At 79.0% G+C, this 24,518-nt stretch carries 24 protein-coding genes and 2 tRNA genes; 5 read left to right on the top strand and 21 right to left on the bottom strand.

Annotated features, from left to right (window positions below; all coding sequences use genetic code 11):
• The 11 genes from Q0848_RS14685 to galU form a co-directional block, all read right to left on the bottom strand.
• Positions 1-1,113 (bottom strand): iron chelate uptake ABC transporter family permease subunit, encoded by a 1,113-nt coding sequence (locus Q0848_RS14685; RefSeq protein WP_299038827.1) that lies wholly within the window; start codon positions 1,111-1,113, stop codon positions 1-3.
• Positions 1,110-2,180: an iron ABC transporter permease gene (locus Q0848_RS14680; protein ID WP_299038825.1), complete on the bottom strand. Its 1,071-nt coding sequence runs from the start codon at positions 2,178-2,180 to the stop codon at positions 1,110-1,112. The genes Q0848_RS14685 and Q0848_RS14680 overlap by 4 nt, the downstream gene beginning before the upstream one ends.
• A 75-nt stretch (positions 2,181-2,255) precedes the next feature.
• Positions 2,256-2,651: a VOC family protein gene (locus Q0848_RS14675; RefSeq protein ID WP_366146625.1), complete on the bottom strand. Its 396-nt coding sequence runs from the start codon at positions 2,649-2,651 to the stop codon at positions 2,256-2,258.
• Positions 2,652-2,853: 202 nt separating this feature from the next.
• Positions 2,854-3,651 carry an aldo/keto reductase gene (locus tag Q0848_RS14670; protein WP_299038822.1) on the bottom strand — a complete coding sequence of 266 codons (798 nt, stop codon included), beginning with the start codon at positions 3,649-3,651 and terminating at the stop codon, positions 2,854-2,856.
• 86 nt (positions 3,652-3,737) lie between these two features.
• Positions 3,738-3,810: transfer RNA gene (locus Q0848_RS14665), tRNA-Ala, on the bottom strand.
• An 89-nt stretch (positions 3,811-3,899) separates the two neighbouring features.
• Positions 3,900-5,234: a hypothetical protein gene (locus Q0848_RS14660; RefSeq protein WP_299038820.1), complete on the bottom strand. Its 1,335-nt coding sequence runs from the start codon at positions 5,232-5,234 to the stop codon at positions 3,900-3,902.
• Between the two features lie 92 nt (positions 5,235-5,326).
• Positions 5,327-5,935 (bottom strand): GNAT family N-acetyltransferase, encoded by a 609-nt coding sequence (locus tag Q0848_RS14655; protein ID WP_299038818.1) that lies wholly within the window; start codon positions 5,933-5,935, stop codon positions 5,327-5,329.
• Positions 5,932-6,477: a molybdenum cofactor biosynthesis protein B gene (locus Q0848_RS14650; RefSeq protein ID WP_299038817.1), complete on the bottom strand. Its 546-nt coding sequence runs from the start codon at positions 6,475-6,477 to the stop codon at positions 5,932-5,934. The genes Q0848_RS14655 and Q0848_RS14650 overlap by 4 nt, the downstream gene beginning before the upstream one ends.
• The gene (moaC, locus tag Q0848_RS14645; protein WP_366146624.1) at positions 6,470-6,898 is read right to left on the bottom strand and encodes a cyclic pyranopterin monophosphate synthase MoaC; all 429 of its coding nucleotides are present in this window, start codon (positions 6,896-6,898) and stop codon (positions 6,470-6,472) included. The genes Q0848_RS14650 and moaC overlap by 8 nt, the downstream gene beginning before the upstream one ends.
• Before the next feature lie 38 nt (positions 6,899-6,936).
• Positions 6,937-8,283, bottom strand: a complete 1,347-nt coding sequence (gene glp, locus Q0848_RS14640; protein WP_299038815.1) for a gephyrin-like molybdotransferase Glp — start codon at positions 8,281-8,283, stop codon at positions 6,937-6,939.
• A 70-nt stretch (positions 8,284-8,353) separates the two neighbouring features.
• The gene (gene galU, locus Q0848_RS14635) at positions 8,354-9,277 is read right to left on the bottom strand and encodes a UTP--glucose-1-phosphate uridylyltransferase GalU (RefSeq protein WP_299038814.1); all 924 of its coding nucleotides are present in this window, start codon (positions 9,275-9,277) and stop codon (positions 8,354-8,356) included.
• 175 nt (positions 9,278-9,452) lie between these two features.
• Here galU and Q0848_RS14630 point away from each other — a divergent pair, with 175 nt between their 5' ends.
• Positions 9,453-10,115 carry a 5-formyltetrahydrofolate cyclo-ligase gene (locus Q0848_RS14630; protein ID WP_299038812.1) on the top strand — a complete coding sequence of 221 codons (663 nt, stop codon included), beginning with the start codon at positions 9,453-9,455 and terminating at the stop codon, positions 10,113-10,115.
• Between the two features lie 16 nt (positions 10,116-10,131).
• Here Q0848_RS14630 and Q0848_RS14625 read toward each other — a convergent pair whose 3' ends face one another.
• Positions 10,132-12,876 (bottom strand): penicillin acylase family protein, encoded by a 2,745-nt coding sequence (locus Q0848_RS14625; RefSeq protein ID WP_299038810.1) that lies wholly within the window; start codon positions 12,874-12,876, stop codon positions 10,132-10,134.
• 206 nt (positions 12,877-13,082) lie between these two features.
• Here Q0848_RS14625 and Q0848_RS14620 point away from each other — a divergent pair, with 206 nt between their 5' ends.
• The 3 genes from Q0848_RS14620 to mscL all read left to right on the top strand — a co-directional run bounded on the left by Q0848_RS14620 (position 13,083) and on the right by mscL (position 14,950).
• Positions 13,083-13,520: an FmdB family zinc ribbon protein gene (locus tag Q0848_RS14620; protein ID WP_299038808.1), complete on the top strand. Its 438-nt coding sequence runs from the start codon at positions 13,083-13,085 to the stop codon at positions 13,518-13,520.
• 126 nt (positions 13,521-13,646) lie between these two features.
• The gene (locus Q0848_RS14615) at positions 13,647-14,393 is read left to right on the top strand and encodes an SAF domain-containing protein (protein ID WP_299038806.1); all 747 of its coding nucleotides are present in this window, start codon (positions 13,647-13,649) and stop codon (positions 14,391-14,393) included.
• Between the two features lie 110 nt (positions 14,394-14,503).
• Complete coding sequence (mscL, locus tag Q0848_RS14610) at positions 14,504-14,950, top strand: large conductance mechanosensitive channel protein MscL (protein ID WP_299038804.1); 447 nt, start codon at positions 14,504-14,506, stop codon at positions 14,948-14,950.
• A gap of 15 nt (positions 14,951-14,965) precedes the next feature.
• On the opposite strand, the gene Q0848_RS14605 is transcribed toward mscL, so the two are convergent.
• From Q0848_RS14605 to Q0848_RS14565, 9 genes are all read right to left on the bottom strand, one after another.
• Positions 14,966-15,886, bottom strand: a complete 921-nt coding sequence (locus Q0848_RS14605; RefSeq protein WP_299038801.1) for a hypothetical protein — start codon at positions 15,884-15,886, stop codon at positions 14,966-14,968.
• 6 nt (positions 15,887-15,892) lie between these two features.
• Positions 15,893-16,423: a DinB family protein gene (locus tag Q0848_RS14600; protein WP_299038799.1), complete on the bottom strand. Its 531-nt coding sequence runs from the start codon at positions 16,421-16,423 to the stop codon at positions 15,893-15,895.
• A gap of 104 nt (positions 16,424-16,527) precedes the next feature.
• On the bottom strand, positions 16,528-16,908 hold the full coding sequence (locus tag Q0848_RS14595) for a hypothetical protein (protein ID WP_299038798.1): 381 nt from the start codon (positions 16,906-16,908) through the stop codon (positions 16,528-16,530).
• A 95-nt stretch (positions 16,909-17,003) separates the two neighbouring features.
• On the bottom strand, positions 17,004-17,321 hold the full coding sequence (locus Q0848_RS14590; protein WP_299038795.1) for a transcriptional regulator: 318 nt from the start codon (positions 17,319-17,321) through the stop codon (positions 17,004-17,006).
• Entirely contained in the window at positions 17,318-17,767 is a 450-nt protein-coding gene (locus tag Q0848_RS14585; RefSeq protein ID WP_299038793.1) for a hypothetical protein, read from the bottom strand. The genes Q0848_RS14590 and Q0848_RS14585 overlap by 4 nt, the downstream gene beginning before the upstream one ends.
• 114 nt (positions 17,768-17,881) lie before the next feature.
• Positions 17,882-18,256, bottom strand: a complete 375-nt coding sequence (locus tag Q0848_RS14580) for a VOC family protein (RefSeq protein ID WP_299038791.1) — start codon at positions 18,254-18,256, stop codon at positions 17,882-17,884.
• 48 nt (positions 18,257-18,304) lie between these two features.
• Positions 18,305-18,523: a hypothetical protein gene (locus tag Q0848_RS14575; protein ID WP_299038789.1), complete on the bottom strand. Its 219-nt coding sequence runs from the start codon at positions 18,521-18,523 to the stop codon at positions 18,305-18,307.
• Positions 18,520-22,608, bottom strand: a complete 4,089-nt coding sequence (locus Q0848_RS14570; RefSeq protein ID WP_299038787.1) for a hypothetical protein — start codon at positions 22,606-22,608, stop codon at positions 18,520-18,522. The genes Q0848_RS14575 and Q0848_RS14570 overlap by 4 nt, the downstream gene beginning before the upstream one ends.
• Before the next feature lie 361 nt (positions 22,609-22,969).
• Complete coding sequence (locus tag Q0848_RS14565) at positions 22,970-24,226, bottom strand: hypothetical protein (protein WP_299038785.1); 1,257 nt, start codon at positions 24,224-24,226, stop codon at positions 22,970-22,972.
• A gap of 198 nt (positions 24,227-24,424) precedes the next feature.
• Here Q0848_RS14565 and Q0848_RS14560 point away from each other — a divergent pair.
• Positions 24,425-24,497 (top strand) — tRNA-Arg (locus tag Q0848_RS14560).
• Positions 24,498-24,518 lie beyond the last annotated feature (21 nt).

Raw genomic sequence — 24,518 nt, 5'->3', positions numbered from 1 at the left:
TCAGCCCGCCGTCCCGTCGCGCCCGGCGCGCACGAGCAGCCACAGCAGGTACGGGGCGCCGACCACGCCCGTGACGACGCCCACCGGCAGCTGCGGCAGCAGCGGCGCGTGCTGGGCGACCAGGTCCGACGCGCTCAGCACCAGCGCGCCCACGAGCGCCGAGGCCCCCAGCGCGCTGCGGCCCGGCAGCAGCCGCCGGGCGATGGGCGCCGCCACGAGCGCCACGAACGCCACCGGGCCCGCGGCGGCCGTGGCCACCGCCGCCAGCCCGACCGCGACGACGACCAGGAGCAGCCGCGCGCGGCCGACGCGCAGCCCCAGGCCCGCCGCGGCGTCGTCGCCCACGCCGAGGCCGGACAGCGCGCGGCTGGCGACGAGGGAGACCGGCAGGAGCACCCCGGCGCCCAGCAGCAGCGGGCCGACGGCGTCCCAGTCGGTGCCGTTGAGGCTGCCGGTGATCCACACCAGGGCCTGGGCCGCGTCGGTGGCCTGGGCGCGGGTGAGGGCGAAGCTGGTGACGGCGTTGAGCAGGGCGGCCGCGCCGATCCCGACGAGGACGAAGCGGTAGCCGCTCAGCGACCCGCGCGTGGCCAGGGCGGCGACGGCGAGGGCCGTGGCGAGCGCCCCCAGCGCCGCGGCGGCGGAGACGGCGAGCCCCGACAGGCCCAGGCCGAGGATGGCCACGACGGCCGCGGCACCGGCACCGGCGGAGATGCCGATGATGTCCGGGCTCGCCAGCGGGTTGCGCAGGAGCGCCTGGAGCACGGCCCCGGAGACCCCGAAGCAGGCCCCCGCGACGACGGCGGCCAGGGCCCGCGGCAGCCGCAGCTGCAGGACGACGAGCTCGGCGCCGCCCTCCCCCCGGCCCACCAGCGCCCCGAGGACCTCGACGGGCGAGAGCGGGAAGTCGCCGACGGACAGGGCGACCAGCAGGAGCCCGAGCACCAGCGCGGCGAGCACGCCCCGGACACCGGCGCTCCGACGGCGGGCCTCGCGGCGCGAGCGGCGGACCGCCTCGCGCGCCGCGCCCACGCGGTCGGCGGCGGGGTCGGGAGCGCCCAGCTCGCGGTGCGGCAGCGGGCCGGCCGGCCGGCGACCCGTGGTCGCGGTCACAGCTCCACCGCCCCGCGCCGGCGCCGCACGACGGCGACGAGGACGGGGGCTCCCAGGAACGCCGTGACGATGCCGACCTGCAGCTCCCCCGGACGTGCCAGCACCCGCCCGAGGACGTCGGCGAGCAGGAGCAGGACCGGCGCCACGAGCGCCGACAGCGGCAGGAGCCACCGGTGCGCGGGGCCCGTCAGCGCCCGCACCAGGTGCGGGACGGCGAGGCCCACGAAGGCGATGGGGCCGGCCAGCGCCGTCGCCGTGCCGCACAGCAGCACGACGGCGAGCGCGCCCAGCAGCCGGACGAGCCGGGTGCGCTGGCCGAGGCCGCGCGCCACGTCCTCCCCCAGCGACAGGGCGTCCAGCAGGGGCCCGAGCGCCAGCGCCAGCAGCACGCCGACCACGAGGAGGGGGAGCACCGCCGCGACGACGGACAGGTCGCGCCCCGACAGCGAGCCGACCTGCCAGAAGCGGAACTGGTCGAAGGTCGCGGTGTCCACCACGAGGACGGCCGTCAGCACCGACAGCAGCATCGCGCTGACCGCCGCGCCCGCGAGGGTGAGCTTGACCGGCGTCGCCCCCTCGCGCCCGGTGGCCGCAACGCCGTAGACGACCACGGACGCCGCCGCCGCCCCGAGCAGGGCGAACCAGACGTAGCCGAGCGGGCTCGTGACGCCGAGGACGCTGATGGCGAGGACGACGGCCGTGGCGGCGCCGGCGTTCACGCCGAGGAGCCCCGGGTCGGCCAGCGGGTTCCGCGTCAGGCCCTGCATCACCGCGCCGGCGAGGCCGAGGGCGACGCCGACCACCAGCCCCACGACCGTGCGCGGGAGGCGCAGGTCGAGGACCACCAGGTGGTCGGTGCTCGTGCGGTCCGGCGCCGCGAGGGCCTCGACGACCGTGCCGAGCGGGACGCTGCGCGACCCGAGCGCCAGGCTCAGGAGGGCGGCGGCGCCCACGGCGGCGACGGCGAGGACCACGGCGACCACGAGCGCGCCCGTGCGGCGGCGAGCCGGCGCGGGCGGCGACGCGCGGAGCCGGGGAGGCCCCGACGTCCCGGCCGACGCGCTCATGCAGGGGAGCCTAACCTCCGCCTGCGTCCCCTCGGGCCTGCACCGGGACCGCCGCCCGGCACCGGGGAGGCGCCGTCAGGCCGCGGGGGCGGCGGGGTCCATCCACAGCACGCCCCACGCGTGCCCGTCGGGGTCCAGGAAGGTCCGCCGGTAGACCGAGCCGTCGTCCTGCGCGGGCGTGCGGCACGCCCCGCCCTCGGTCTCCGCGCGCGCGGCGATGTCGTCCACCTCCTCGCGGGAGGACGCCGACAGGCACAGGACCACCTCCCGGGGGTCCCCGGCCGCGGCGACCGGACCCGGGCCGAGCTGGGCGAAGCGGCCGCGCTCCAGCAGGAGCACCGCGGCGTCCCGCCCGACCACGACGCTGGCGCTGCGGTCGTCGCCCGGCAGGTCGTCCACGTCGAGCCCGAGCCGGGAGAAGAAGTCCGCGGAGCGCTGCACGTCGTCCACGGGGAGGTTGACGAAGATCATGGGCACGGCGGCCTCCGGCGGGGGCCGCGGCGACCGGGCCGGCCGCGGAGCGCGCACCCCTCTCCCGCGAGCCCATCGCCTCGCCCGCCCCCGCGTCAAGGCTCCGCGCGACCTCGGACCGCGCGCACGCGCGCCCCCGGTCCTCCGCGAGGAGGACCGGGGGCGCGGCGGCGCCCTGGGGGCGCGGCGAGGAGGGCGGGCGTCAGCCGGCGGCGAGCCCGTCGACGCGCCGGACCTCGTCCTCGGAGAGGGAGAACCCGAAGACGTCGGCGTTGGCCGCGATGCGCTCGGGCGTGACGGACTTCGGGATCACGACGACGCCGCGGTCGAGGTGCCAGCGCAGGACGACCTGCTGCGGGGTGACGCCGTGGCCCTCGGCGATCTCGGTCAGGACCGGGTCGCTCATGTCCGTCTTCTTGAAGGGGCTGTAGCCCTCGACGACGACGCCGCGCTCGCGGCACTCGTCGAGGAACTGCTGGTCGTGCAGCGCCGGCGCCCACGGCACCTGGTCGACCGCCGGCGCCTCCCCGGAGGAGCGGATCAGCTCGTCCAGCTGCGCGGTGCTGTAGTTGCTGACGCCGACGTCGCGGGCCTGGCGGTCGGAGCGGGCGGCCAGGAAGTGCTCCCACGTCTGCGGGCTGGCCTCGCCGCCGGGGGGCCAGTGGATGAGCCAGAGGTCGACGAAGTCCAGCCCGAGCAGCTCCAGGGAGCGGGAGAGGACCTCGCGGGCGCGGCCGGCCTCGTCCGGCGGCATCTTGGTCGTCACGAAGACCTCGTCGCGCGGGACCCCGGAGTCGGCCAGGGCGCGGCCGACCTGGTCCTCGTTGCCGTAGCCGGTGGCCGTGTCGATGTGCCGGTAGCCGACCTCGAGGGCCGACAGGACCGACCGGTAGCAGTCGTCGCCGTCGGACTGCCAGGTCCCGAGCCCGAGCAGCGGCATCGAGCCGCCGCCGGGCAGGGACGCGGTGGGTCCGGGCAAGGACGTCGCCTGTGTCGTCATGCCACCACCCTGGTGGCCGAGCGCCGGATCTGCACGACGTGGGCGCAGACCTCGGGGTCTGTCCCCGCGGGGACGACCGTCTGAGGTGGAGCTGAGGGGACTCGAACCCCTGACCCCCTCGTTGCGAACGAGGTGCGCTACCAGCTGCGCCACAGCCCCTGGAACGTCGGAAACCCTACCAGCGCCCCCGGGGTGGGCCGCACCGGCCGTGTCGCAGCGCGTGCGGCGCCGCGGTCCCCGGGGACCGCTCAGGCGGTGCGGCGGCGCCGCGGTCCCGCCGGCGGGGCGGTGCTGCTCGGGTCGGTGCCGCTCGGGGCGGTGCTGCCGGGCGCGGCGCTCCCGGCGTCCGCACCGGCGGTCGAGGGCTCGGGTGCGCTCGCCCCGGAAGGACCCCGCAGCCCGTCCGCGGCGTCGGCGGCGGCCGCGGCCCGCAGGTCGGCGAGAGGCACCAGCGGACCCCGGACGACGCCGTCCGCCGCGCGGGGGGCCGCCTGGTCCCCGTGGTCCTCGTGGTCCTCGAGCCGGAAGGGCTGGTCGCCGCGCCGGGGCGCGGGCTCCGCCGGCGCGGCAGCCCCCGGGGTCTCCGCGGCAGCTGCCGCGAGGACGCGGCCGACCGGCCGCGCGGTGCCGGGTGCGCGGCGGGAGGCCCTGCGGCGGACCGCCCGGCGGCGCAGCAGAGCCAGGTCCAGGACGAGCGCGCCGGGCAGGACGGCGGTCGCGGCCGGCGGGACGAGCCCGAGCACCGCGAGCACGGCCACGACGACGGCGGCCAGCGCCAGCACGGACAGCTGCGCGAGGTGGAGCGCGCTGCGCCGACCGGCGCGCGCCGCGTCCCGGCGCGCGGGCCCGCGCGCGTCCGGCCGCGCACCCCCGCCGCCCGCCGGGGGCGCAGCCGCACCCGGTGCAGGCGCTCCGGCGGGCACGGCGGGCACGGCGTCCCCGCGGACGACGACCCCGCCGGCCGCGGCGACGGGCTCGTCCACGCCCGGGGCGCCACCCGCCACCGGGGCACCGCCGACCACCCGGACCCCCGGGACGACCGCGACCCCCGGGACGACCGCGACGCCCTGGACGACCGAGACGACCGGGGCCTCGCCCCCGACGGGCCGCGGCGTCGTCCCGAGGGCACCCGGCGCGTTCGTGCCGCTGCCGCCGGGGGGACGGCCGGCGAGCACCGGGCGCGAGCTGGAGCCCGGGGCGCAGCGGGGCCGCGGCACCGACGAGCGCCGGACGAGGACCCGCGGACCGGGAGCGGCGCGCCGCAGCCCCGTGCCCACCGGGCGCAGCGCCAGGGCGTCCTCGACGGGCTCGCCCCGGTCCGCCGAGGACGTCAGCGCCCCACCGGCTCTCGGCGCGGGAGCGAGCCCACGGGCCCGCCCCTCGGCGCTCCTGCGGTCGGCGACGCCCCGGGCTCCGGGGTCCCCCGCACCCCGCGCGGGGGCCGCGTCGTCGGACGCGCTCGGGGCCTCCCCGCGCCCGGCGGCCTGCCAGGCCGCGAGCTCGGCGCGCCGGCGCGCCATCGACGGGACGCCGACCAGGAGGACGGCGAGGACGAGCAGCGCCGTCATCGCTCCCCCGTCCACGAGCCGGAGGCTAGGCGTCCGCCGTCACCGGCCCCGGGAGGCGCGCCGCGCCCACCCCGCGGCGGCCCCCACCGGCCCGGCCCGCGCCGGGTTCAGGCGGGCGCGGGGCTCTCGCCGCGCGCGTCGAGCCACCGCGCGAGGAGGCCGCCGCACACCTCCTCGGCCGTGAGGGCGAACGTGCGGTGGTCGCGCCAGGCGCCGTCGATGTGCAGGTAGGCCCGGCGCAGGCCCTCGTCGCGGAAGCCGAGCTTCTCGACCACGCGCAGGCTCGCGGCGTTCTCCGGGCGGATGTTGATCTCGACGCGGTGCAGCCCGACGGAGCGGAAGCAGTGGTCGGTCGCCATCGCCACCGCGGTCGGGGTGATGCCGCGGCCCGCGACGCGGCGGTCGACCCAGTAGCCGATGGTCCCCGAGCGCAGCGACCCCCACGCGAGCCCGGCGACGGTCAGCTGGCCGACCATCCGCCCCCGGTGCTCGACGACGAAGGGCATGGCCTGGCCCAGGCGGGCCTGCTGGCGCAGCTCCCGGACCATCGCGGGGAAGGACGGCGGGGGCAGCGAGCCCGCCGGCGGGGTCGCCTCCCAGGGCGCGAGCCACTCGGCGTTGCTGTCGCGCAGGCGGGCCCACACGGTGCGGTCGCCGCGGCGCAGCGGCCTCAGGACGACGTCGCCCGAGCGGAGCTCGACCGGCCAGCCGTTCACCGCGGCTCCGCGGGCGGGCGCGGGTGGTCTCCGCCGGCCATCTGGTCGAGGGCGTGCGGCAGGACGTCGGCCAGGACCTCGAGGGCGTCGCGGCAGGCCCCCGGGGAGCCGGGCAGGTTGACGACGAGCGCGGTGCCGCAGGTGCCGGCCAGGCCGCGGGAGAGCGACGCCGTCGGCACGCCCTTCTCGCGGCCCCGGGCGCGCAGCGCCTCGGCGAGGCCCGGCAGCTGCCGGTCCAGCAGCGGGGCGGTCTGCTCGGGCGTGAGGTCGCGCGGGGTCAGCCCGGTGCCCCCCGTGCTCAGCACCACGGCGGCGCCCGCCCCCAGCGCGGCGCGCAGCGCCCGGCCCACGGCCTCGCCGTCCTCGACGACGACCGGCTCGCCGACCTGCAGGCCCAGGGCGCGCAGCCCCTCGGCGAGCAGCGGCCCCGTCTCATCCTCGTAGGTGCCGCGCGCGGCCCGGGTGGAGGCCACCACCACGGCGCCGGTCCGCGGCCCCGTGGCGGCGACGCCGCCGGGACCCGGCGCGGGGTCCTCAGCCACGGGTCCAGCTCCCCGAGCGGCCGCCGGTCTTGGCGGTGACGCGGACGTCGGTGATGACGGCCTCGCGGTCCAGCGCCTTGACCATGTCGACGAGCGCGAGCCCGGCGACGGCGACGCACGTCAGCGCCTCCATCTCCACCCCGGTGCGGTCGGCGGTGCGGACGGTGGCGCTCAGCTCGACGCCGCCGTCGACGACGACCGCGTCCACCTCCACGGCGTGGACCGCGACGGGGTGCGCCAGCGGCACGAGCTCGGGCGTGCGCTTGGCCGCCTGGATGCCGGCGAGGCGGGCCACCGCCAGCGCGTCGCCCTTGGGCACGCCGTCCCCGCGCAGCGCGTCCACGACCGCCGCCGAGCAGCGGACGACGCCGGCCGCGCTGGCGGTGCGCACCGTGACGTCCTTGCCGGAGACGTCGACCATGTGCGCCTGGCCGCGCTCGTCGAGGTGCGTCAGCCTGCTCACGCCGTCCCGCTCCCGTCGGCGGCGGGCCGGGCGGCCGGGTCGACGGCGGGGGTGGCGGGCAGGGGTGCGGACGGCGGTCCGCCGCGCTCGAGCAGCATGCACGCCAGCCTCGCACCGGGCTCGACGTCCGTCACCTCCTCCGGCACCACGGCCAGCGCGGTGGCCGTGACGAGGTCGGCGACGAGGTGGCTGCCCGGGCCGCCGATGGCGCCGACGTGGGCGGTGCCGTCGGCGTCGCGCTCCAGCCGCACGCGGTACAGCTGCCGCTTGCCGGGCACGGAGGGCCACCCCCGGTCGACGACGGCCTCGACGAGGGGGCGGTGCAGCTCCTGCTCGCCGAGGACCCGCCGCAGCAGGGGGCGCACGAAGGCCTCGAAGGAGACGTAGGCGCTCACCGGGTTGCCCGGCAGCGTCAGCACGCGGACGGCGCGACCGGCGTCGTCCTGCAGCCACCCCGAGCCCTGCGGGCCCCCGGGCTGCATGGCGACGCGGACGAAGTCCACCGCGCCGTCGCGCGAGAGGGCCTCCTTGACGACCTCGTAGGCGCCGGCGCTGACCCCACCGGTGGTGAGCACCAGGTCGGCGGTGGCCAGCTCGGGGCGCAGGACGGCGAGCAGCCGCTCCGGGTCGTCCTCCACGGCGCGCACGCGGCGCGCGAGCGCGCCCGCCTCGCGGCAGGCGGCCACGAGCGTCGTGGAGTTCGAGTCGTGGATCTGCCCGGGCGCCAGCGGCTCCCCCGGCTCGACGACCTCGCTGCCGGTCGAGAGCACCAGGACGCGCGGGCGCGGGTGCACGAGCGCGTCGGCCCGTCCCAGGGACGCGAGCAGGCCGAGGTGCCGCGGCGACAGCCGCTCCCCCGCGCGCAGCACCCGCTCGCCGGCCTCGACGTCCTCGCCCGCGCGGCGGATGTTGCGCCCGGCCGCCACGGGGCGGCGCACGGCCACGCGGGCCGGCGGGGGGCCGGTCTGGGCGGCGTCGGTCCACTCCACCTGGACGACGGCGACGTCGGCGGTCGTGGCCGGGTCGACGCCGATCGGCACCGGCGCACCGGTCATCACGCGGACGGCAGCCCCGCGGCGCAGCGCGGGAGCGCCCGGCGCACCGGCGGGGACGTCGCCGTCGACCTCGAGGCGGACCGGCGCTCCCTCCTGCGCGCCGGCGACGTCGGCGGCCAGGACGGCGTAGCCGTCCATCGACGAGCCGTCGAAGCGGGGCAGCGGGGCTGCGGCCACGACGTCCTCGGCCAGGACCAGGTCGGCCGCCTCCAGCAGCGGCAGCCGCTGCGGCGGCAGCGGGCCCGCGCCCTCGAGCACGACGGCCAGGTGCTCCTCGAGCGACCTCACGACCGGCCCCGGCCCCGGCGACCGCGGGACGGTGCGCCGCGCCGGCCCCCGGAGCGGGCGAGCACGCGGCTCAGGAGCCCTGCGCCGGGTCGGCCGTCAGCTCGTCCACGCTGGTGCGCAGCCACTCCCGCAGGTCCGGGCCCAGGTCCTCGCGCTCGCACGCGAGCCGGACGACGGCCTTGATGTAGTCGAGCTTGTCGCCGGTGTCGTAGCGGCGGCCGCGGAAGACGACGCCGTGGACGCCGCCCCCCTCCTCGGCCGGCATGCCGGCGAGGGTCTCGAGGGCGTCGGTGAGCTGGATCTCGCCGCCCTTGCCGGGAGCCGTGCGCTCGAGCACCTCGAAGACGCGGGGGTGCAGCACGTACCGGCCGATGATGGCGAGGTTGGACGGCGCGTCCTCGACGGCCGGCTTCTCCACCATCCCGGTGATCCGGACGACGTCCTCCTCGAGGGCGTCGGAGGCCTCCGCGTCGAGGCTGGCGCAGCCGTAGAGGTAGACCTGGTCCTCCGGCACCTCCATGAGGGCGACGACGCTGCCGCCGAGGCGCTCCTGCACCGCCGTCATGGTGGTGAGCAGGGGGTCGCGGGGGTCGATGAGGTCGTCCCCCAGCAGCACCGCGAAGGCCTCGTCGCCCACGTGCGCCTTCGCCATCAGGACGGCGTGCCCGAGGCCCTTGGGGTCGCCCTGGCGGACGTAGTGCACCTGGGCCAGCTCGGTGGAGTCGCGGACCTTGGCGAGCTTGCCGTCGTCGCCCTTGGCCTCCAGACCCGCCTCGAGCTCGACGTTGCGGTCGAAGTGGTCCTCCAGCGCCCGCTTGCCGCGTCCGGTGATCATGAGCACGTCCTCCAGGCCGGCGGCCACGGCCTCGCGCACGACGTACTCGATGGCCGGCACGTCGACGACGGGCAGCATCTCCTTCGGCGACGCCTTCGTCGCCGGGAGGAAGCGGGTGCCCTGGCCCGCCGCGGGGATGACGGCCTTGTGGATGCTCATGCCGGGCAGGCTAGCGGCGGGGGTCCGGCCGGGGCGCGCGCAGGCGGTGCCGCGCCCCTCGTCCGGACCCCTCGTCCGGACCCCTCGTCCGGACCCCTCGTCCTCGGCGTCGTCCCGGCGCCGGAGCGGCCGCTCGGGCTGGTCGTCCGGGCCGGCGCGCCCGCACACTCGGGGCGTGGACGGGACGAGCCGGGGCGCCGTCGGCGCCGAGGGGACCAAGGCGGGCCTGCGACGGGCGGTGCTCGCGCGCCGCCGCGAGCGGGACCCGGCCGAGCGGCTGGACCTCGCGGCCCGGCTGCGCGACGTCGTGCTGGCGACGGGGCTGCTCCCCGCCGAGGGCGGGACGGTCGCCTGCTACGCCTCCCGCGGCACCGAGCCCGGGACGCCGGCGCTCGTGCGCGCGCTCGCCTCGCGCGGCACCACGGTGCTCCTGCCCCACACCCACGACGGCTCCGACGGGGGCGGGACCCGGCTGGGGTGGGGGCCGGCCCGCCTCGCACCTCCCGCGCCGGGGGCGGGCGGACCCGCCGGCGACGGCGCCGTGCTCCTGAGCGCGGGGTCCGACCTCGGGCCGCAGGCCCTCGGCGCCGTCGACGTCGTCCTCGTGCCCGCGCTCGCGGTGGACACCGCCGGCCGCCGGCTGGGGCGGGGCGGGGGCTACTACGACCGCGCGCTCGGCGACCTGCGCGCCCGGCGCGGCTGGCTGCCGCCCGTCGTGGCGCTCCTGCACGACGACGAGGTGCTCGACGCCGGCGTGGAGCCGGTCCCGGCCGAGGAGCACGACGTGGGCGTCAGCCACGTCGCCACCCCCAGCCGCTGGATGCGCGTGGACGACTGAGGCGCCGTCCGGCCCCTCAGTCCTCGGAGGCCGCGCGCGGCACGAGCACGAGCTCGTCCCGCGCGGCGTCCTCGACGGCGCCGGGGGTGAAGGGCCACGGGAAGGCGCCGCCGTCGGCCCAGGTGCCGAGCTGGTCGGTCATGTGCCCGCTCCAGGGGTGCTCGCTGACTCCCGCGAGGTCCACCCAGCGCGAGGCGTCCAGGTCGCCCAGGTCGACGACCATCCGCATCGACGGCACCGTCGCGACCTCGTAGCCCTCCCGCGCGTCCCACGAGGCCGCGTCGACGAGGGAGGTGCCGCCGCCGAGCTCCACCGGGCCGGCCGTCCACAGCGCGCGCACCGGCGCGGGGGTCGAGGGACCGCCCAGGACCTCCTGGCGCAGCGTGAGGCGGTGCAGGCGACCCCACTCCCAGTCCTGCGGGTCGGCGCCGAGGCTCGCGGTGAGCTCCAGGCGCGCGTCCAGGAGGGCGCGGCCCAGCACCTGGTCACGGGTCTCGACGACGGTGGTCGTCGTCGCGTCGTCCCACCAGGGGCTGTCCGGCTCGTCCAGGAGCTGCTCCACCACCGAGAACCAGCGGCTGCCGCCGCGGGGCTGGGCCACCTCGGGCAGCTGGTCGGCGAAGGTCAGGCGCAGCAGGTTCGACCACACGGCGTTGTAGTAGGCCGCCGGGGCGGAGTCGGCCGTCGTCGTGCCGTCCCACCCGCGCAGCAGCGCCACCGCCTCGCGGGTGAAGGCCCGCCGGTCGGGGTCGGTCCCCTGGGCCTCCGGCAGCGGGGCGGCGAGCAGGTGCGGCACGAGGACCTCGGCGAAGGGGTCGTGCTCGTCGTCCTGCAGGGCGAGCGCGTCCTCGACCGTGATCCGGCGCCCCTGCGCCACCTGCTCCTCCAGGACGGAGCGGATCCGCGCGGCGCGGTGGCCCTGGTCGAAGTCCGCGGTGAGGAACGGGGAGCCGGCGTCCGTGACCGCCTGGTTGGCGGAGACCACGAGACCGTCCTCGGGAGCCAGCTGGGAGGGCATGTCCTCGAAGGGCACCTCGCCGGCCCAGTCGTAGGCGGGGTCCCACCCGAGCCGGGGCCAGGTGCCGTCGCCCTGCCCGAGGCCCGGACCGGGCTGGCGCACGGGGACGACGCCGGAGGACTGGTAGCCCACCTGGCCCGCGGTGTCCGCGTAGACGAGGTTCTGGCCCGGCACGGCGAACAGCGACGCCGCCTCGCGGAACTCCTCCCATCCCGAGGCCGCGTCCAGGGCGAAGACGGCGTCCATGGTGCGTCCCGGGGTCAGCGCCGTCCAGGACAGCGCGACGGCGTACCCGCCGAGGCCCGCGCTCGGCGCGTCCTGCGGCACGGGGGCGCCGCGCCCGGCGGCGGCCAGCTCCGGGACGAAGTCGGACAGGATCGGCCCGTGCTCGGTGCTGCGCACCGTGATGGCCACGGGGTCGCCGCCCGCGACGCGGATCGTCTCGGTGCGCGTGGTCAGCGGCACCTCCTCGCCGGCGCGGACCGCGGAGTCGCCGCGGATCTGCTCCAGGAACAGGTCGGTCACGTCGGCGCCCAGGTTGGTGAAGCCCCAGGCGATGTCGGCGTTGTGGCCGATGACCACGCCCGGCATGCCGGCGAAGGAGTAGCCGGACACCTCGAACGGGCAGGACTCGTCGACCGTCGTGCAGTGCAGGCCGACCTGGGACCAGGTGCTCGGGAAGCTCGCGACCAGGTGGGGGTCGTCGGCCAGCAGCGGGGCGCCCGTCGCGGTGTGCTCGCCCGAGACGGCCCACGCGTTCGACCCGACGCCGCCGGGGGCGCCCTCGCCGACGCCGAGCAGGTCGGGCACGGCGGCCATCGCGCGGCCGGCGGTGCCCACCGGGTCGGAGGGGTCGGCCAGGACCGCGTCGAGCGCGTCGCCGAGATCGGCCGCGGCAGCGGCGTCGCCCTCGGGAGCGGGGGCGGTCGCGGGGGCCTCGGGCGCGGCGCCCGGCGCCTCGGCCGCCGGGCCCTCCGCGGGTGCCGGTCCCGGGACCGGCGCGGCCTCCCCGGACGTCCCCGCCACGGGCTCGGGGGCGCCCGGCGCGGTGATGACGGGCTCGGAGACGGCTGCGGACGGCGCGGGGTAGAGCTGCTCCACGAGGTCGACGTCCCCCACCGCGCCGTAGGCGGCGGCGCGGCCGAGCTCGTCGCCGTAGTTGGCGCGCAGGGACCACGCCATCGCCTTCAGCCAGGCGAGGGAGTCGACCGGGGTCCACTCCTCCACGGGCGCGAGGTCCACCTGCGTGCCGAGCGCGGTGTAGGCGGCCGACAGCTCGCTCGGCGAGCGGCCGGCGGTGTGCGCGTTGACGCCGGCGGCGTACGCCTCCAGGTAGGCGCGGGTCTCGGGCGCGAGCAGGGGCAGCTCGGCCTCGGCGACGCGCCGCCAGCCCAGCGTCCGGACCACGGCGTCGGCCTCCACGGCGCCCGGCGCGTCGCCGACCAGCTCGGCCAGCCGCCCCGCCGTCACGTGCCGGCGCAGGTCCATCTGGAAGAAGCGGTCCTGGGCGTGCACGTAGCCCTGGGCGAAGAAGAGGTCGTCGGCGTCCTCGGCGTAGACCTGGGGCACGCCGCGCTCGTCGCGCAGCACGCGCACGTCCGCGCCGAGCCCGGGGACCGCCACCTCGCCGGAGACGTCGGGCAGGGGGCGGCGCAGGAGGACGACGGCCGCCGTCACGGCCACCAGCGCCGTGACCAGCACGACGGCGAGGGCGACGACGCCGGCGGAGCGGGGGCGTGGCACCGGGCGAGGGTAGCCGCCGCCGCCCCCGCACCCCGGGAGCGCAGGGCCGCGCGGAGCGGCCCGCGCCGACCGGCGGCGCGCGCAGGGGGCTCCGCGGCGGGGGTAGCCTTGGCACTCGCGGCGGCCGAGTGCCAGCCGCCGGCGGTCCCCGCCCCGCTCGTGCTCCGCTCCCCCGCCGCCCGTCGGCGCGTCCCCGTGGAGGCCCCGTGCCCGTCTACGCCTACCGCTGCACCGAGTGCGACACCCCCCTGGAGGTGCAGCAGTCGTTCAGCGACCCCAGCCTCACCGAGTGCCCCACGTGCTCGGGCCGCCTCCGCAAGGTCTTCAGCACGGTCGGCATCGTCTTCAAGGGGTCGGGCTTCTACCGCAACGACTCCCGCACCGGCACGGGCGGGAGCAGCGGCTCCGGCTCGTCGGGCGAGAGCTCGTCCTCCGGCGGCTCGTCCTCCGGCGGCTCGTCCTCCGGCGGCTCGTCCGGCGCGGGCTCGGGCAGCGGCTCGGGCGAGAAGTCCTCGAGCTCGTCGTCCTCGAGCACGTCCGCGACGTCGGGGTCCGGGTCGGGCTCCGGCTCCGGCTCCGGGACGGGCTCGTCGGGGGGGAAGGCGTCGGGGACGTCCGGCTCCTCCAGCGGCTCCGCCGCCTGACCCCGCCCCTCCCGGGCGCCGGGGCGCGCCGGCAGCCCCCGGCACCGGGAGCCCCCGGGCGTCGTCGTCCACAGGCGGGGTCCGAGCCCGGCGCACCGCAGCGGCGGCGTCACTAGCGTCCCCGGCGTGGTCGAGCCCGAGCACTGGTCAGCCGCCCCCGCGTCCCGCGCCCCCGCGCGCGGCCGGCGGACGGGCGCCCTCGACCGGCGCCGGCTCCTCACCCCGGTGCGCCGGCTCGAGCGGCGGCTGCCCCGCCGGCTGCTCGCCGCGCTGCTGGTCGCGGCCGCCGCGGGCACCGCCGTCGAGGCGCTCCGCCCGGCACCTCCCGACCGCGGCGCGCAGGTCGTGGCCGTCGCCGCCGACCTGCCCGCCGGGCACGTGGTGCGCACCGACGACCTGGTCCCCCTCGCCGTGCCCCCGGACGTGGTGCCCGACGGTGCGCTGGGAGCCCCGGACGCCGCCGTGGGGCGCCGACTCGTCGCCGCCGTGCGCGCGGGCGAGCTCGTGACGGACGCCCGGCTCGGCGGCAGCGGGCTGCTGGTGGGGGCACCGGCGGGCGCCGTCGCGGTGGGCGTGCCGCTGCCCGCGGCCTCCGCCGGGCTCGTCGCCCCCGGCGACGCGGTCCTCGTCCTGGCCGCCCCCGCCGACCCCCTGCTGGCGGCCGCGGGCAGCGCGCCCGGCGCCGACGTCCTGGCGCCGCGGGCCGTGGTCCTCGACGTGCCCGGCGCCGCGACGGGCGGCGGGGTCGGCCCGCTCGGGGGCGCGCTCCCCGGGGACGGCGTGGTCGTGCTCGCGGTGACGCGCGAGGAGGCCCGCTCGGTCGCGGCCGCCGTCACGGGCGGGGCCGGGGTCTCCCTGGCCCTGCTGCCCTGACCGGCCGCGGGAGCCTGGCCCTAGGGTCCAGCCGCCCGCCTCCCGCGGGCCGGCGCCGGGCGGGCAGGACACGCGCGCCCGCGCCGCGCGACCACCGTCGAGGAGCACCCGTGCTGAGCGGCTTCAAGGACTTCATCCTGCGCGGCAACGTCATCGACCTGGCCATCGCGGTGGTCATCGGGTCGGCGTTCACCGCCATCGTCAGCGCCCTCAGCACCGACGTCTTCGGCAACCTCCTCGCCGCGCTGTTCGACGCGGAGGAGGTGGGCACCCTCGGCGTGGACATCCCCACCGCCACGGACAGCGGCACCACGACCGTCGTCTTCGGCACCACGGTCGCCGCCGTCCTCAACTTCCTCATCGTCTCGGCGGTCCTGTACTTCCTGGTCGTCCTGCCGATGAACCGGCTCCTCGCGCTGCGCAAGGAGGGCCAGGAGGCCGACGTCGCGTCGCCGAGCGAGGACGTGCTGCTGCTGCAGGAGATCCGCGACCTCCTCCGCGAGCAGCGGGCCGCGCAGCAGACCGGCGACGGGGCGGACCCGGCCGACCGCGCCTGAGGCCCGGCCGGGGCCTCAGCAGCGGGCGGGAGCCGGGCCGCCGGCACCTGGTGGCGCAGGCCCGCCGCTCCGCGGTCGTCGACGCCGGCAGCGCCACCCGTCGACGGCGCGCTGGCCGTCGGAGCCGTCACCAGCCGCGAGGACCGTGCCGTCGGCGCGCAGCCCGAGCGTGTGCAGGGCACCGGCCGCGACGTGCACGACGTCCCGCCAGCCGTCGACGTCGCACTGGCCGTGGCCGTCGGCGCCCGTCGCTCGCACGCCGCCCCCGGCGGTCAGCGCGACGGTGTGGTGGCTGCCCGCCGCGACCGCGACGACGTCCTCCCAGCCGCTCACGTCGCAGGCGCCGACGTCGCCGCGACCGGTCGAGACGACCGTCCCGTCACCGCGCAGGCCGACGGTGTGCAGGTACCCGGCCGCGACGTCGACCAGACCGCGCCAGTCCCGCACGGCGCACTGGCCGAAGCGGTCGACGCCGGTGGCGACCGCCGTCCCGTCCGCGCGGACGCCGACGGTGTGCCAGTCGCCGGCGGAGACCGCGACGACCTCCCGCCACGACGCGACGTCGCCCGCGGACTCCGCCGTCCGACCGGCGGCCAGGACCCGCCCGTCGGCGAGCAGGCCGAGCGAGCGGCGCCACCCCGCGGCCACGGCCACGACGTCGCGCCACCGCTCCACCCGGCACTGCCCGTCGGCGTCCCACCCGGTCGCCAGCACCGTCCCGTCCGAGCGCAGGCCCAACGAGTGCGACCTGCCCGTGTTCCGCGCCGCGTGCACGGTCCCAGCCGCCACGGCTTCGACGTCGCGCCAGCCCTGGACGGCGCACTCACCGGCGCCGTCGTCCCCCGCCGCGGCCACCGTCCCGTCGGCGAGCACCCCGAGGGAGTGCCGCCTGCCGCACGCCAGCGGGGGTGGTGGGGGCCGCTCGACCGAGGGCACGTCTGCCTACCTGTCCTCGACGGGTGGTGCGGTGGTGCTCGAGGTGGCGAGCAGCTGCTCGCGCAGGACGTCGGCGTGCCCGCAGTGCTGCGCCAGCTCCCGCAGGACGTGGAGGTAGACCCAGCGCAGCGGCAGCGGACCGCGGCGGTTGCCGTGCACCAGGTCGTCCAGGTCCAGGGACGCCGTGGCGCGCCGCGACGCCGCGCACGCCAGCAGGTGGGCCTCCTGGACGCTCGCGACGGTGTCCCCCGGGTGCAGGACGAACGACTCCTCCGGTCCCGCCTCGAGGCCGATCTCCTCGCGCGAGCGGCACGTGACGGCCTCGTCGAACCACACCCGCTCCACGAAGGTGGCGTGCTTGACGAGCCCGAGCAGGGTGGTCGCCGACGGCACCAGCCGCCGACGCGCCTGCTCCTCGTCCAGCCCGTGGAGGCACGAGGTGAGCACCATCCGGTGCTGGTCCACGAAGGCCTCGAGCTGGGCCCTGAGCGGCTCGCCGACGACGTCCTCGGGGAGGGGTGTCGCGGGTGTGACCACCACCGGAGGATGGCAGGCGCACGACGTCGACGACCGGACGGGGACGACCGACGGAGAGCGTCGCCCGCCGACGGGGCGCCGTGCCAGGGCCTCGTCAGGCAGACTCAGGCGGCGGCGGGGTGCAGTCGCCGAGGGCGATCACGAGCCGGTCCCCGGGCTCGCCCCGTCCGCTCCTCGAGCACCTCCCCGTCGGCGACGACCTGGACGACGCCGCTCCTCGTCGAGACCTCGAACCACGTCGGACGGCCGGCCGAGTCGCCGGCGGCCCCCACGACGTCGCCGTCCTGCCGCACCTCGACGGCCGCCGACCGGGGCACGTCGGCGTCCTCGGCGACGCAGACCGCGACGCTCATCGTCATCCACGGCCCGCCGGTGCTGGCGCCCTCCTCCACGCCCCCGCCGCAGCCGGTGGCCACCGCAGCGCCCAGCGCGACGACCGCCGCGGCAGCGGCGCGTCGCGCCGTCACGACCTCGGCGATGCGCACCGACGCAGGGCACCGCACCGGGACGTCGAACGGGGCCCACGGCAGCACCACGCCGGTCGCGCCGGCCGGCCCCGCTGCGCCAGGAGCCGCTCCCCTCAGGACGACGGGCCCTCGGCGATGAGGCGCAGGGCGTCGAGGTGGCGGGCGAGGGCCTCCCGCCCGGTGGGCGTCAGGGACAGCCAGGTCCGCGGTCGCTTGCCGACGTGCCCCTTGCGGATCCTCACGTACCCGACGACCTCCAGCTGCGCCGCCTGCTTGGACAGCGTCGAGTCGGTGACCTCGATGGTGTCGCGCACGTGGGCGAACTCGGCCTCGTCCACCTGAGCCAGCGCGGCGACCAGGCTCAGGCGCACCGGGGCGTGGATGGCCTCGTCGAGGCGGTGGCGGGCGTGGTGGCCCTGGGTGGTGCTCACGGTCGCGAGCGGGCGATCGCGGCGGCCGCGAGCAGGCTCGGCACGGCGACCACGACGGCGCCCGAGACCACCGTCGGCCAGGTGCTCGGCCCGTCCTGGGCCTGGAGGTTGAGCCAGGGCGTCACGAAGCCCAGGGCCACCGCGAAGGAGGTCGCCAGCCCGGTCCAGAACCACCGGCGAGCCCCGCGCGGCACCGTGCGCGAGACCCTCTCGACCCGGAGGACCACGGCGATGACCACGCCGATGCTGACCGCCGACAGGACCGCGTAGAGGCTCTCGCCGACCAGGTTCCTGGTCGCCATGTGCAGGCCCGTCGTGAGCCCGACGGCCGCCGCACCGATCGCGTGGGCCCTGCGGTCACCGGGCGCGCCCAGCGACCGGGTCCGAGTGGAGTCGAGCTGGTCGCGCGCCTGCTGCGCGGTGATCGGGGGATGGTCGGTGTCCACGGGTCCTCCTCGTCGAGCGGAGGCACCAGTAGAGCAAGTACTTGCCCGCCGGGCAAGTACTTGCTAGGGGCTGAGGCGGCGGCGCTCCGGTCGGCGCGGCGGCGCCGCCCGCCGTCACGAGCCGGGCAGGAAGAGGCAGAAGACGTGGCCGTGCGGGTCCCTCAGGACCCGCACGCCCGGGGCCGGCTGGTGCTCCTCGACGCTCGCCCCCAGGGCGACGGCTCGCTCCGCCTCGGCGTCCAGGTCGTCCACGAGGACGTCGAGGTGGGCCTGCATCGCCACCCCGCCCTGGCGGGCGGGCCAGGTGGGAGGCGCGTCCCCGGGCTCGCGCTGGAAGCTCAGGCCGGGTCGCTCCCGCTCGGGGTCGCGCAGCCGGACCCAGTCCGGCTCGGAGCTGACGGTGGTCCAGCCGAGCAGCTCGCCGTAGAAGGCGGCGAGCTCTCGCGGGTCCGGTGTGCTCAGGACGACGGCACCGAAGGAGGCGGTCACCTCGGCATCATCGCGCCGGGCGCCTCGCCCCAGGCGTCCCCGCACGGGTCACCAGTGCGGGGGGCGGTCCCGGAGGTAGCGCTCGTCGTCGTCCTCGTCCGCGCGCTCGCCCCAGGCCTCGGGGCGGTCCTCGGCGGCGCGGTCGGGCAGCACGGGGTCGTCGCGCTGCGGGCGCCGCCGGGCGGTCCCCGCCGGGGCCGCTGCCGCCTCGGGACCCTCGTCGCCGGGGCTCGCCCCGGACGGCGGGGGCGGCGGCTGCCCGCTCACGCCCCGTCCTCCGTCGTCGGCGCGGGCTGCTCGACGGGGCTCCAGGGCCTGCGCGCCGCGGCGATCACGCGCGCCGCCTCCCCGGCCGGGTCGACGAGCAGGCCGAGGGACGGCACGTGGGCCACCGCCCAGCCCTGGCGGCGCAGGGCCGCCGCCTCCTGCGCGCGCAGGACGGGGTCCGCGGCCGAGGTGCCGACCTCCGGCCCCGGCGGGCGGACGTCGGGCAGCACGGCCACGGAGCGGCCGTCCGCGAGGCGCACGGACAGGTCGGGGTCGCCCGGCTCGCTGCCACGCCGCACCTGCGCCCCTGCCGCGCGCAGCCGCTGCACCAGGGCGTCGACGAGCGGGTCGTCGTCGGCCGGCTCGACGACCCCGTCCTCGACGACCTCGTCCCGGGTGGCCCCGTCCCCGCTGGCCCCGTCCCCGCTGGCCCCGTCCTCCGCGGCCTCGGCCGGGGGCTGGGCGACCAGCGCGGACGCCAGCGCGTGGGCGCCCAGCGCGCGGGCCGCGTCGTCGCCCGGCGGCAGCAGGTCCTCCGGCGCGACGTCGGGCGGGGACGCGTCGACGTCACCGGTCACCGGCCCGCCCTCGGAGGGGCCGCGCGCGTCCGCGGCCTCGGCGGCGACCAGCAGGCTGCGCAGGGCGCGGGCCCCGGGGGTGCGCAGGCGGTCGGGGTCGAGCCCCTCGGCCTCCAGGGACGTCACGACGACGAGGCGGCGACGGGCGCCGGCCGCGGCGTCCGCCAGAGCCGCCGCACCCCCGGCGGCGTCCAGGGGGCCGAAGGAGCTCGGGACGCGGCCGCGCTCGGTGGGCGCGAAGGCGGTGGCCAGCACGACGACGTCGCGCACGACGCCCTGCGCGCGACCGACGTCGGTGACGACCAGCGGCTCGCCCGCGCGCGGGGTCCGGGCGAGCACGGCGGCGAGCTCGGGGTCGGCGGCGACGGCGGCCCGCAGCGCGTCCGCGACGCGTCGCGCGTGCCCGCGCGTCACCGCGACGACGGCCAGCGACCGCTGCGGGTCCTCCCGCAGGTGCCCCAGTGCGGTCTCGACGACGGCCTCGACCTCGACGTCGAGGGAGTGGACGACGCCGTCCTCGGACGCCCGGCCGCGACCGCCGGAGCGGCGCAGGACCACCGGCCACGAGCCGGGGGGTGCCGGGACGGCCCGCAGGGAGCCGCCCGCGGGGTCGGTCGAGCCCTCGGGAGCCGTGGGGGACGCCGGCTGGCCCGACCCGTCCGAGGGGTCGAGCGCCTCCGCCCGCGCGGCGGCGAGCACGGGCACGAGCTGTCGCGGCAGCCGGTGCAGGCCCCGCAGGGCGCGCTCGTCGAGCAGGCCGGCGGTGGAGGCCCACAGGCTCGCGGGCGCCGCCGTCCCCGGGTGCTCGGGCGCCGGCGCGCCCACCACGGCGGAGGACGGCGGAGGGCCGGCCGGGTCGCCGAGCACCAGGACCTGCGCCCCGCGGGCGAGGGCCAGGGCGGCCTCCGGCACTCCCGCCGCGGAGGCGTCGAGGACGACGACGAGGTCCGCGCGAGCGCCCTCGCCCAGGGCCCCGAGGCGGGAGGGCAGCGCGAGCAGGCTCGCGCACCGGACCAGCGGCTCCGGCTGCGCGGCCACGAGGTCCGCGGCCGCCCTGCGCCGCTGCGCGGCCACGCCGGCGACGAGCTGGGCCCGCGCGGCGGCGGCGCGGCCGGGCAGCAGGTCGTCGAGGACGCCGCGGCGGCGCGCCTCGGCCAGGGCGGACGCGCGCACGACGAGCTCCGCCTCGCGACCGGCGCCCTCCTCGTCGACGGGCGCCCCCGCCAGCCCTCGCTCCCTCAGGTCGGCCACGAGCTCGCCGAGGCCCAGCGAGGCCAGGTGCACGAGGACGTCGACGCGCCGCGGGAGGTCGCCGCGCGCGTCCGGGTCCTCGGCGAGGTCGCGCAGCCGGACCTCGAGCGCCGCCAGGTCGGCGCCCCGCAGCCCGGCGCCGGCGCGGGTGCCGCGCAGCACGGGCTCGAGGCGGTCCAGCTCCGCGACCACGTCCGCGAGCGCGCGCTGGACCTCCGCGATGCCGGAGGGGACGCGCGGTCGCCCGCCGTCGAGCGCGGCCGCCGACCAGGCGCGCCGCTCGGCGTCGGCCCGGCGCAGCGAGGTCCGGAGGTCGCCCGGGCGCGCCCCGGGGCGCACGACCTCGGCGACGACCTTCTGCGCCGTCCGCCGCGTGCGCCAGGAGGCGTCCTGGCCGAGGGCCCGCACCAGCTCGCCCAGCGGCCGCTCGTAGACGCCGGGCGTGAACTCCTCGAGCGTCCCGCGGACGTCGACCAGCAGGCCGAGCCGGCGGCCGACCTCGTCCACGGTCCGCGGCGGGCGCAGGCCCGTGCGCTCCCCGAGCGCGGCCAGGTGGTCGGCCAGGCGCGGGAGGCGGACCTCGGCCAGCTCCTCGGCGCGCCGGCGGGCCACGTGCGCCTCGTCGGCGGAGCCGAGCGCCGCCCCCTGCCAGGGGCTCGCCGCGAGCTCGGGCCGGAACGCGCCGAGGCGGGCCGCCCGGCGGACCCCGGCGACCACGCGGGGCAGGCCCTCGGCCGACGCGGCGGACACGGCGGCGGCGTCCAGCCGGACGGGGCTGCGCGGCGGGTGGGGCAGGCGGGCCAGCCGCACCAGGGCCTGGGTCGTGGCCAGGACGCCCGTGTCCAGCCCCTCGCCGGCCGGCACGTCGAGGGCGCGGGCGCCCGCGCGCAGGCGGGCCACCGCCTCCTCGGGTCCGTCGGCGGGCGAGGCGGCCTCGTCGGGAGCCGCCGCAGCCGGGTCGGCTCCCGTCGCGCGCGGCGCCGAGCGGTCGGCGGGGTCGACGAGTGCGCCGAGGCCCGCCTCGTGCAGGCGGGCGGTGACGTCGGCGGCCTCCCCGAGGGAGGGGGCGAGCACGAGGCAGCGGCGTCCGGCGCCCGCGGCGGAGGCGACGACCTGGGCGACCAGCTGCGTCGCACCGGTGCCCGGCTCGGCGAGGACGCGCAGGGAGCGCCCGCTCGCCACCGCGTCGTGCACGGCGCGCTGGTCCTCGTCCAGGTCGAGCACGCGCCAGGTCGCCACGTCGCCCCACCCCGGCTCGGGGCTGCCGGGGCCCTCGGCGACGGAGGGCTCGACCGGGCCGCCGGCGGCGACCTCGGCCAGCCCGCTCACGAGCCCGCCGAGGCTCTCCTCGGCCCCGGAGCCCGACGGCGCGGCCGCGGCCGCGAGCAGGGCCTCGACGTCGGCGGTGAGCGGGCCGGCCAGCTCGGGGTAGACGCCGACGAGCGTCCGCTCCCCCAGCTGGAGGCCGGGCACGCCGGCCAGCTGGGCCGCCAGCTCGCGCAGCGCCCGCCGGTGGGCGTCGCCGTGCCCGTCGGCGAAGGGCGCCAGGACCTCGGCGACGTCGACCTCGTGGCCGCGCCGGGCGAGCAGGTGCACGAGCGCGGGGTTCACCCGCACCTCGGGGCGCAGGTCCAGCTCCTCGTCGAGGGCGCCGGCTCCCCGCGGGCGCAGGTCGAGGCGCTGGAGCAGGGCGGGCGCGTGGACCTCGACCGGGCCGTCGGCGACCGGGTCGCTCCCGGGCGGGCCCTCGACGGCCGGCCCGCTCCAGCGCACCAGGCCGACGGCGAGCGCGCAGGTGGGGGTGCCGTGCTGGGCGGTGACCTCGGTCGACGCCGTGCGCAGCAGGCGGACCCGCTCGCGCGCGACCTCGTGCGCCCCCCGCTCGCGGAAGAGGCTGGACAGGCGGGTGGGCCGACCGGCCCAGAAGGCGGCGAGCCCGGAGGGGTGCGCGCCCCCCACGTCGAGCGGCGGCACGAGCTCGCTCGACGCCGTCCGGTCGTCGACGAGCACCCCGCGCCCGCCCGCGCGCGCGAGCTCCTCGCCCCAGCCGCGCAGCACGTCGGCGAGCGGGGTGCGCGGGACCGGCGGGAGGGCGGGCTCCTCCGGCGGCGGCGCAGCGGGCTGCTCGTCCGCGGGGGGCGCCGGCGGGACCTCCACCGCGGGGGCGCCGGCGTCCGGCGCGGGCTCGCGCCGCAGCAGCGCGCCCAGGCGGGAGCGGTGCCGCGGGGACCGGGAGGCACGGGTCGGCTCGGGCACCCGCGCACGCTAGCCGAGCACGGGCCGAGGGCCCGACGGTCGCCCGCCGGTCCCGGTGCGCGGGCTCGCGACGCGCCGACCCCTCGGCGCTCCGGTCCCCGACGCACGGCCCCGACGCACGCCCCGGACGCACGAGCGCCCCGGCACCCGGTGGGAGCGGGCGCCGGGGCGCTGGTGCCACGTGGAGGCAGTGCGCACCGCGCAGGGGGGGCCAGCGGTGCGCACTGCGCGGCCAAGCATGCTGACGGTCAGTTCAAGGGTCAACTTCCGTCGATCCGCGCGGCGTGTCGCCCCGAGACGTCCGGGATGCCCCCCACCGTGCGGTGCAGCCGACGGCCGTGGCGCCGTCGACAGCGCGCCGTCAGGCCTCGATGTCGCGCAGGCGCTCGCTGTCGCCGGACATCGTGGGAGCGCCGCCGCCCGGGGTGCCCTGGTCCGACCAGCGCAGGATGGCGCCGACGCCGTCGGCCAGCTCCAGCTCGTCCGTCTCGTCCTGGCGGGTGCCGGGCACGAGGACCAGCCCGGAGCTCCCGCCCACCGCGGCGCGCACGAGGGCCGCGTCGGCCCGCACCTCGACGGGCTCCTGCACGCCCATCTCGAGCAGGTCCTCCCGGCTGCTTGCGAGCTGCAGGGCGTCGGGCCCGACCCACAGCGTCCAGGTCGAGCTCGGGTCGTCGCGCAGGAGCACGTCCTGCACCTGACCGCGCTGCAGCATCTGCACGACGGCGTCGATCCCGTCGGCGCCGTCCGCGTCCTTGCCGCGGGCCTGGGCGTAGCTGTCCATCACCTCGCGCAGCCGGCGCTCCTGCACCGTCGCGAGCACCTCGCCCAGGGTCTGCGCGAAGTCCTCGGTCCGGATGCCGTCGGCGCGCCCGCCGCCCTGCACGACCTCGACGATCCCCGAGGCGGCGCCGCCGAGGCGCTCGCGCACCAGGGAGACCGCGTTGTCGTCGCCGGTGAGGACGACGACGTGCGGCTTGTACCGGCCGACGAGGTCGTCCACGTCCTTGGCGACGGCGGCGGCGTCGCGCTGCCAGGAGTCCTCGACGCGCCGCTCGCGGGTGTACTCGCCGGTCCCGCCGACGGGGACCTTGTGGATGATGTCGTCGTCCGCGCCGGAGGTCTCCGACGCCTCGACGGCGCTCACCGAGGAGCCCACGACCGCGTCGCCGCCCTCGGGCCTCGCCGTCGTGACGCCCGAGCCGACGGCGACCGTCAGGTCGGCGCCCGCGTGGTCGGTGGCCACGAGCAGGTAGCGGGTCGCGCCCGCCGCCGCGCGCACGGCCGGGAGCACGTGCGGGACGGGGCCCCACGACGCCTCGTCCTGGGGCGGCGCGCTCGGCAGCACGAGGTCGAGCACGACCCCGCCCGCACCGGCCACGACCACGCGTCCGGAGCCGTCGCCGGCGTCCGCGCGGCCGCTCGGGGCGGTGGCGCGCTCGGCGAGGACGTCGAGGACGTCCTCGGGCGCGCCCTGCTCCTCCAGGCGCCGGCGCAGCTCGCGCCAGCGCAGCTCGACCTCGTGCTCGCCGGACGCGTCCGTGCGCGAGACGTCGAGCGTCACGCTGGCGAAGGGCCCCTCGGCCTCGAACGCCGGTGCCAGCCACTGCAGGTCCATCGGTCCTCCTCGTGTCGCGTGTGCGTCGCGCACGGCCTCGGGCGGGGCCCGGGGCCGACGGGCGGCCCGACGGCCCTCGGCCGCGGCGCGCCCTGCGCTCTCCCTCCACCCTGGCCGCTGCTCCGGCTTCCGGCGAGCCGGGAGCGCCGTCGGGGCGGGGACGGCGCGCGGCGGCAGCGGTACGCTCGCCGCACCCTGGCCCCCGTAGCTCAGGGGATAGAGCATCGGTTTCCTAAACCGTGTGTCGGAGGTTCGAATCCTCTCGGGGGCACCGCCGGCCCCCGCCCCGACC

Origin of the sequence: uncultured Pseudokineococcus sp., assembly GCF_947495735.1 — a bacterium.
GTDB lineage: Bacteria > Actinomycetota > Actinomycetes > Actinomycetales > Quadrisphaeraceae > Pseudokineococcus.
Note: the sequence above shows the minus strand (reverse complement) of the source record. Positions and strands in the feature narration are given on the sequence as shown.